Source organism: uncultured Methylobacterium sp., from assembly GCF_964242245.1.
Taxonomy (GTDB): domain Bacteria; phylum Pseudomonadota; class Alphaproteobacteria; order Rhizobiales; family Beijerinckiaceae; genus Methylobacterium.
In genome coordinates this window covers 1-5,426 of the sequence record NZ_CAXTBY010000107.1, presented here as the reverse complement: position 1 = coordinate 5,426, position 5,426 = coordinate 1, and the positions used below count along the sequence as shown (strand labels likewise).

Below are 5,426 nucleotides of genomic sequence, written 5' to 3'. Positions count from 1 at the left end.
GCGGCCGTCTCCTCGATGGAGCGGCGGGTCACGTCGATGGTCGGCCAGCGGTTCTTGCTGAACAGCCGGCGCGAGGCGGTGATCTCGTCGGCCACCGCCCCGCGGTCGACGTAGAGCGAGCCCTCGTCGGCATTGAGGCTGAGCAGGCGGTTCTGGCGGATCTGCACGATGCGCTCTGGCGACGCGATCAGCCCGACCACCAGGGGTTTTCGCGCGTTCTCCAGCGCCGGCGGCAGCGGCATGCCGGGCACCAGCGGCATGTTCGTGGTCTTGAGGCCGCGGTTGGCGAGGTAGATCCCCGTCGGCGTCTTCGAGGTGCGGCTCACCCCGATCAGGATCACGTCGGCCTCCTCCAGGTCGTCGGGCAGGTTGCCGTCGTCGTGGGCCAGCGTGAAGTTCATCGCGTCGATGCGCTTGAAGTACTCCGCGTTGAGCATGTGCTGGGCACCCGGCCGCGCCGCCTTCTGCGCCCCGAGGTAGGATTGCAGCAGGTTGTGCACCGGCTGGAGCACCGAGAGGCAGGGCGAGCACGACTCGCGGCAGGCGCTCTCCAGGCGCTCGCCGAGGTCGCCGCCGACCAGCGTGTAGAGCACGAGGCCGGGCGCCGCCTGGATCTCCGAGATCACCCGCTCGAGCTGCGCCCCGGAGCGCACCAGCGGGTAGACGTGCTCGATCGCCGAGACGCCCTCGTACTGCGCGGCGGCCGCGCGCCCGACGTTGATCAGCGTCTCGCCGGTGGAATCCGAGACGAGGTGGAGGTGGAAGTAGCTGCGGCTCATCCGGTCTCCTCCGGTCGCGTGCGAAGGGGAGGCTCCCTTGTCCACAGCCGGCCGTCAGGGGAGTCGATGAATGTGGATAGGATGCCCGGCCGGCCCGGTCCAGCCGAGGCCCGCGGGAAACCGTCGACTCCCGCGTCAACAGGCCGACGCCCGGGACGCGCGGACTCCGTGCACCTGGGGGAATCCGGTCCGCGGACGGGCGCCGCCCGGATCGCGCCGCGCAAGGGGCTGTGCGGACTGCCCTATCCCGGACATTAGAGCGAACCCGTTAAAGCCTGCTTAACGCCGTCGCCGCAGGGACGGCCTGTGGACGCGGTTGCGATCCCGCCATCCAAGCCCCAAGAGAAGAAACAGAGTTCTAGAGTCTCTCTTCTCTTCAGTAGGGCCGGGGTGGGGATGGCGACCGCCCGCCTCACCCGGCCGGCGTGGAGGAGGACTCGAGCGGGGGACCGGCGGATGGGGCGAGCGCATGGGGCAGGGTGACGGACACGGGGTGTCGACGGAGCGCAAGGTCCTGCGCGTGCTGTCCGGCGAGGCCATCGCGCCCCCGCCCGCCTGGATGATGCGCCAGGCCGGGCGCTACCTGCCCGAGTACCGGGCGACCCGGGCGGAGGCCGGCTCGTTCCTCGACCTCTGCTACAACCCGGACTTCGCCGTCGAGGTCACGCTCCAGCCGATCCGCCGCTTCGGCTTCGAGGCCTCGATCCTGTTCTCCGACATCCTGGTGATCCCGCACGCGCTGGGCCAGGACGTGCGCTTCGTCGAGGGCGAGGGGCCGCGCCTCGATCCGCTCGCCGGCCGGGCCGAGTTCGCGCGCCTGCGGCAGGCCGACGACCCGGCGATCTTCGCCCACCTGGAGCCGGTCTTCGAGACCGTGCGGCGCCTGCGGGCGGCGCTGCCCGCCGAGACCACGCTGCTCGGCTTCTGCGGGGCCCCCTGGACGGTGGCGAGCTACATGATCGGCGGGCGGGGCACGCCGGACCTCGCGCCCGCCCGGGCGCTCGCCGAGGCCGACAGGCCCCTCGTCGACGAACTGATCGACCGGCTGGTCGCGGTGCAGACCGAGTACCTCGTGCGCCAGCTCCGGGCCGGCGCCGACGCGGTGCAGATCTTCGAGTCGCACGCGGGCACGCTGCCGCACGCGGGCGCGGCCGACCCGGTCGAGCCGGTCGGCGAGGTCGCCGAGAGCGCGCTGCCGCCCGAGCCCGAGGACGCGCTGGCGCGCTGGTCGTTCAGGCCCATCGCCCGGATGATCGCCGGCATCCGCCGCGAGGTGCCGGGAGCGAAGGTCATCGTGTTCTGCCGCGGCTCGGGGCTCGACGGCCACGCCCGCGTCGTGCCCGAGACCGGGGCGGACGCCGTCGGCGTCGACTGGTCGGTGGACCTGAAAGCCCTCCGCGACCGGGTGCCGGCCGGCACCGTGACGCAGGGCAACGTCCATCCCGACACCCTGATCGCGGGCGGCGACGCGCTCGACGCCGCGGTCGACGCGGTGCTCGACGCCACCCGCGGCCTGCCGCACATCTTCAACCTCGGCCACGGCATCACCCCGCAGACGCCGGTGGCGCACGTGGAGCGGATGCTGGCCCGGCTCAGGGGCGCGTGAGGCGTGTACGACTGGATCAAGGCGGGGCACGTCATCGCGCTCATCGCGTGGATGGCGGGGATGCTCTACCTGCCGCGCCTGTTCGTCTACCACGCCGCGCTGGCGCCCGGCCCGGGATCGGCTGCGCAGTCGGCGACCTTCAAGGTGATGGAGCGGCGCCTGCTCAAGGCGATCATGAACCCGGCGATGATCGCGACCTGGGTCCTCGGCCTGACGCTCGCCTGGACGAGCGGGTACTACGCCAGCCCCTGGCTCCAGGCGAAGTTCGCCCTGGTGCTCGCCATGAGCGGCATCCACGGCTGGCTCGCCCGCATGGTCAAGGATTTCGCCGCCGACCGGAACACGCGGGGGCACAGGTTCTACCGGGTGATCAACGAGGTGCCGACGCTGCTGCTGATCGCCATCGTGATCCTGGCCGTGGTCAAGCCGGACTTCTGACCGGTCTCGCGGCCGGGATGCCGCCCCGACGGTCGCCCGGTCCGGTTAACCACGTTCGCCGCCCGCCGGAGCGATTTCGCCACGCGCATCGTTGGCCCCCCATGCCGAACCTCGATCTCCGCGTTCTCCCGATCCTCGCCGTCGCGGCGCTCGGCTGGAGCACCCCCGCCCGGGCCGCGAGCTTCCCCTGCGACCGGGCGGAGGCCGCCGACGAACGGGCGGTCTGCGCCCACCTGCCGCTGAACGACCGCGACGTCGAGATGGCGGTGCGCTTCGCGATCCTGAAGGACGTGCTGCCGATGGGCGGCGGGGCGAAGCTCCGCGAGGACCAGGAGGCGTGGCTCGCCGAGCGCCGCACCTGCGGCGGCGATGTCGCCTGCCTCAAGGACGTCTACGACGCGCGGCTGACGGTGCTGCGCGCGGTGCAATCGGAGTTCTCGAAGCAGGAGGCCCCATAGTGATCAAGAGCTGAGGGCACTCGATGGCCTGATGGGCCTGTGACACCCGCGCGTCACACGCATCAGTGCCGTGCCGACGGCGTCGCCAGCCGGCACGGCTGCCCGCTCGGCGATCCCCGAGATGCGATCCTCGCTCACCGCAGCCGCAGCACCGATCCGTGCGGCATGAGCCCTCGTAGCGAACGCGTGCCGGCAACGACCTGCTTGTCGAGGCGCCAAGTGCTTGATGTTATTGGTGCCGCAAGTCCGGATCAGCCAATACCCCACCGATCTGGGCCTGACGTTCACATTCCGTGCTCGGGCGGCGTGACCATGGAGCACGGTCGCCTCCCAGCCAGGGCTCTCGGGACGATGTCGCCTGTCATCACGAGGCGTCATCACGACGGTAGCCTCCCGCGCAGGAAGCAAGCCCGTGATCGGCTACTCGCTTCGCTTCCGCGCCTCTTCCTCGGCCTCTGTGCCCGGCCGGTCCATCGGACCCTCGTGCGGCCTCACCTCGCCGGTGGTCGTATCGAGCGGGGTGATCGCGGCGCCCTCCGGCTTCGGCGTGCCGTTCGGCATCCGCTGGGCCTGCGTATCGGTGGTGTCGTCGGACATTGGGCGGCCTTTCAGATCTCGGTTTCACGACGAACGATCGCGTCCTCGCCGGTGCCCTTCTGATTCAGACCGACCTCGGGACCCTCGCCGGGCACCGGCAGCGGCTTGCTCGTCTCCCGTTCGGCAGGGACCGCACCAGGATCGACCTCGGCACGGGCACGGCGTCCAGCATCGTACTCGGTGTTCGCGAGGTCTTCGGTGTGAGCCAGAGGCTTATCGGGCATGGCGGGCTCTCCGTTGGCGAGAACAACGCGCCGGAATCGGAGCGGGTCCGAAGCCGAATGTCCCAGATCGTGGCTGCCTACCGTCGAGGGCGCGACCGCCTGACGTGTTCGCTCGAGCCTGCGACGCCGTCGAGGACTTGCGCGCTTCCAGCCCTCGCGATGTACCCGCACACGGGTTCGGCTGTCGCGCGGAAGAACACCGTTGATGCCGACGCCTCATGCCGCCTTGCGCGCGACCAAAAGCAAGGCATTCGGCCGGGTCGTGTTCGGTAGGGGTAACCAGCGGTCGAGGCGCGATCCCACGGCGTAGGCGAAGACCAATGCCGCAATCCAGCGCCAGTTGAGCCGGAAGTAACGGTCGTGGCAGCGCACCGGAGTGACCTTGGCCATCCAGTGGATCAGCGAGTCATGCCGGTCCATGCCGATCGGGTGCACGGCCTCCGGCGTACAGCCGAGCACTTTCGCGAGGGTCTCCAGGGCGCCAGGTGTCCACCAAGTCAGGTGGTGGGGCGGCGCGTTCATGACGAAGTTCGGCAGCGTGGTGTTGGGTGAGGGCCAAAGGGGCGTGCCGATCAGCACCCGGCCGCCCGGTTTGACGCAAGTGGCGAGTGCTTTGGCGAACGAAAGCGGATCGGCCACGTGTTCGATCACTTGGAAGGCGCATGCCACGTCGTAGACCGGGCCGACGCGGGCCGCGTGCGCCTCCAGCGTTTCGTTGAGGATCGCGCCGGTTGGATCCTCGACGGCGAAGTTTGGGTCGAGGCCGGTATAGGCAGCATCCGGCACGTAGTGGCGAAAGCCGCCGTGACCGCAGCCTACATCAAGGACCCGCGCCCCGGCCGTGACGTACTGTGCCGCCCGCCGGAATTCCAGCCGTTCGGTTTCAGGCCCGGCGAGCTTGTCGTGGGCGTCGATGCGCCCGTAGAACGTCTGGTAAAAGGTAACGTCGCCCGCGATCGGCGGATCGAAGAAGGCGAGTCCAGTCGGCGACTCCCACAGGCGCAGGTTCTTTGCCGGCAGCAGTAGCGGCCCGACATCGACCTCGCCCGACAGGTACCAAAGGATGGTAAGGAAACTGGCGTCGATCCGCTCGATGCAGCGGACCGCGGGGGCGCCGGTGATCGGGCAGGGCGGGATCGCGATGGAGGACGGCGATGCAGCTTCAGAGGCGCTTGGGACCGGCTGCATAGGCTCTCATCGGCTGTGGCTGCGAGCCGGAAGGCGTGCCATCAGCTTGATTAACACGCGCTTGACTCATTTCGGACTTCACCCGACGCAACCGTGCAGAAACCAGGGAACGAGCGACGGAGGTCCGACGGTAGCG

The 5,426-nt window shown here is 69.8% G+C and carries 7 protein-coding genes; 3 read left to right on the top strand and 4 right to left on the bottom strand.

What is annotated here, in order from left to right; translation table 11 throughout:
- The coding region (locus ACFE8Y_RS17470; protein ID WP_375465653.1) for a pyruvate, water dikinase regulatory protein at positions 1 to 779 on the bottom strand (779 nt) is incomplete at its 3' end.
- A gap of 469 nt (positions 780 to 1,248) precedes the next feature.
- Here ACFE8Y_RS17470 and ACFE8Y_RS17465 point away from each other — a divergent pair.
- The 3 genes from ACFE8Y_RS17465 (at position 1,249) to ACFE8Y_RS17455 (ending at position 3,281) form a co-directional block, all read left to right on the top strand.
- Positions 1,249 to 2,385, top strand: coding sequence for a uroporphyrinogen decarboxylase (locus tag ACFE8Y_RS17465; protein ID WP_375465652.1), 1,137 nt, complete (start codon positions 1,249 to 1,251; stop codon positions 2,383 to 2,385).
- Between the two features lie 3 nt (positions 2,386 to 2,388).
- The gene (gene hemJ, locus ACFE8Y_RS17460; protein WP_375465651.1) at positions 2,389 to 2,823 is read left to right on the top strand and encodes a protoporphyrinogen oxidase HemJ; all 435 of its coding nucleotides are present in this window, start codon (positions 2,389 to 2,391) and stop codon (positions 2,821 to 2,823) included.
- A gap of 101 nt (positions 2,824 to 2,924) precedes the next feature.
- Positions 2,925 to 3,281, top strand: a complete 357-nt coding sequence (locus ACFE8Y_RS17455; RefSeq protein ID WP_375465650.1) for a lysozyme inhibitor LprI family protein — start codon at positions 2,925 to 2,927, stop codon at positions 3,279 to 3,281.
- A gap of 420 nt (positions 3,282 to 3,701) precedes the next feature.
- Here the strand turns inward: ACFE8Y_RS17455 and ACFE8Y_RS17450 are convergent, their stop codons facing one another.
- The 3 genes from ACFE8Y_RS17450 to ACFE8Y_RS17440 all read right to left on the bottom strand — a co-directional run bounded on the left by ACFE8Y_RS17450 (position 3,702) and on the right by ACFE8Y_RS17440 (position 5,290).
- Positions 3,702 to 3,878, bottom strand: coding sequence for a hypothetical protein (locus ACFE8Y_RS17450; protein WP_375465649.1), 177 nt, complete (start codon positions 3,876 to 3,878; stop codon positions 3,702 to 3,704).
- A gap of 11 nt (positions 3,879 to 3,889) precedes the next feature.
- Positions 3,890 to 4,102 (bottom strand): hypothetical protein, encoded by a 213-nt coding sequence (locus ACFE8Y_RS17445; protein ID WP_375465648.1) that lies wholly within the window; start codon positions 4,100 to 4,102, stop codon positions 3,890 to 3,892.
- A 216-nt stretch (positions 4,103 to 4,318) separates the two neighbouring features.
- Positions 4,319 to 5,290, bottom strand: coding sequence for a class I SAM-dependent methyltransferase (locus ACFE8Y_RS17440; protein WP_375465647.1), 972 nt, complete (start codon positions 5,288 to 5,290; stop codon positions 4,319 to 4,321).
- Between the last annotated feature and the right edge of the window lie 136 nt (positions 5,291 to 5,426).

Excerpts from the sequence above, each read along its gene's own strand:
- ACFE8Y_RS17465 (WP_375465652.1), top strand. The coding sequence starts at position 1,249 with ATGGGGCAGGGTGACGGACACGGGGTGTCGACGGAGCGCAAGGTCCTG.
- ACFE8Y_RS17455 (WP_375465650.1), top strand. The coding sequence starts at position 2,925 with ATGCCGAACCTCGATCTCCGCGTTCTCCCGATCCTCGCCGTCGCGGCG.
- ACFE8Y_RS17450 (WP_375465649.1), bottom strand. The coding sequence starts at position 3,878 with ATGTCCGACGACACCACCGATACGCAGGCCCAGCGGATGCCGAACGGC.
- ACFE8Y_RS17445 (WP_375465648.1), bottom strand. The coding sequence starts at position 4,102 with ATGCCCGATAAGCCTCTGGCTCACACCGAAGACCTCGCGAACACCGAG.
- ACFE8Y_RS17440 (WP_375465647.1), bottom strand. The coding sequence starts at position 5,290 with ATGCAGCCGGTCCCAAGCGCCTCTGAAGCTGCATCGCCGTCCTCCATC.